Origin of the sequence: Endozoicomonas atrinae, assembly GCF_001647025.1 — a bacterium.
GTDB classification, from domain to species: domain Bacteria; phylum Pseudomonadota; class Gammaproteobacteria; order Pseudomonadales; family Endozoicomonadaceae; genus Endozoicomonas; species Endozoicomonas atrinae.
In genome coordinates this window covers 1-1,619 of sequence record NZ_LUKQ02000533.1, presented here as the reverse complement: position 1 = coordinate 1,619, position 1,619 = coordinate 1, and the positions used below count along the sequence as shown (strand labels likewise).

3 protein-coding genes are annotated in these 1,619 nt (G+C 51.0%); all 3 read left to right on the top strand.

Annotated elements, in window-relative coordinates:
* Positions 1-332, top strand: a 332-nt coding sequence (locus AK963_RS33945) for a hypothetical protein (protein ID WP_175404715.1), incomplete at its 5' end; no start/stop codon positions are given.
* Between the two features lie 21 nt (positions 333-353).
* Positions 354-1,082, top strand: coding sequence for a hypothetical protein (locus AK963_RS28795; protein WP_066018708.1), 729 nt, complete (start codon positions 354-356; stop codon positions 1,080-1,082).
* Positions 1,082-1,471, top strand: coding sequence for a hypothetical protein (locus AK963_RS28790; protein WP_066018707.1), 390 nt, complete (start codon positions 1,082-1,084; stop codon positions 1,469-1,471). Before AK963_RS28795 ends, AK963_RS28790 begins: the two co-directional genes overlap by 1 nt.
* Positions 1,472-1,619: the final 148 nt, after the last annotated feature.

The window sequence follows — 1,619 nt, the reverse complement described above, 5'->3', positions numbered from 1 at the left end:
AACTTGCCAGCCTCGGTGTCACTATTGCCGAAGCCTTTTCACAGGGAACGCTATCGCTCGAAGAATACACAGAGGCGATGGATGCGAGCCGGGAAAAGCTCAAGTCATTTAAAGAGGAAGCGGAAGATACCAAGGATGCCGTAAAAAATGTTGGCAACACCGCCGAGCAAGCCGGAGCACAACAGGCCGAAGCGCTGACCGATGCGACCTCTATTGCCGGAATCATGGCCGGTCATTACAACACCCTAACCGCAGAACTTCAGGGCATGAGTGGTGCGGCGCACGATGCCTTTGTGGCGATGAATGGCGTAGGCAACATCAACACCGAGTAGGCGATCAGCAGTATTGCTGAATTGAAAAGTCAGCTCGAGGAAACCAGAGAAGAACTTAATAAGCTACAGCACTCCTATACCTTCGATGTCACCGGCATCAGCAGTTGGATGAATGAGACTGCGAAAAATGCTGCCTATGTCAAAAGCCAGTACTTAGAACAGAAGATCGCCCTCGAGGAACTATTAGAGAGTTATGAGCTCGGCGGCTCGACAGCGAGAAGCTTTATCCGGCAGGGCGAGCGAGCCGCTGATACGATGAACCTCCTGAACAATCAGGATTTAGACCGCCTCAACAATGCCATTCGCTCGGCAGAGCAGAGCATGGACAGTTTGGGCGACAGTTCCCGGAATACCCTCAATAGCCTGCAAGATGAACTGGATGAATTGCAGGGCAGACAATCGGACATTGAGCAACGTCGTTATCAAACGCAGCGTGACGATCTAAAGGCACAGCAGGCAGAAGCTATCGCCAAAGGGGATCAGGAGGCGATCAGCAATATCACCTCTGCCCTGCGGATCAGTGAGCAGATTTACAACGAACGTATCCGGCAGGCCAACAATGAAAAAGCCCAAACCCTCCGAGAGAGTCAGGTGAGCACGTCAGCGCCAGCTACTCGAACTGTACAGCAATCTCCACAAAAAATCATCCGGCTGGAATATCCGGGCGGTGCGGTCAATGTGGGCATTGATTCAACGGATGAAACCAAACTGTTGGAAGCCCTGAAAAACGCAGGTATGAGGACGGTCTGATGATACTGGATACCATTACCCTCCCGGACGATCTTCTCTGGATCAATGAGTTTGAATGGAACCCCGTCGAGCAAACCACCGAGCGGAGCCTAACCGGAGCTTTGATGGTTCAGGAAGGCCAACTAATACAAGGCAGGCCAATCGTTCTTTCTGGCAACGGTGAGGCTGGTTGGGTATCCCGGCTGACCGTTAAGAACCTGTTTGCACTCTCCAAAGCGGCCAATAAAACCATGACTCTATCGCTCCCGGATAACCGACAGTTCTCCGTTATCTTTGATCGGGCTAACGGTGCTCCTGTAGAAGCGCAGCAAGTATTACCGTTTGCCTATCCAGATGACAGCGATCAATACCTTCTGACCCTTCGCTTGTTGACCGTTCACTCAGGGTGAGATGGGTTCGATCGGGACTGTAAATATTCCTTCAGTTTGACGACTGAAAAGCGGGGGGGGGGGTAGTACCATCTAAATTTTTACTGGAACTCTGGGTCGTTTCAGCTAAATTAGAAGTCAGTGGTAAATCACCTGAGTTATTAGCTAA

Excerpts from the sequence above, each read along its gene's own strand:
- AK963_RS28790 (WP_066018707.1), top strand. The coding sequence starts at position 1,082 with ATGATACTGGATACCATTACCCTCCCGGACGATCTTCTCTGGATCAAT.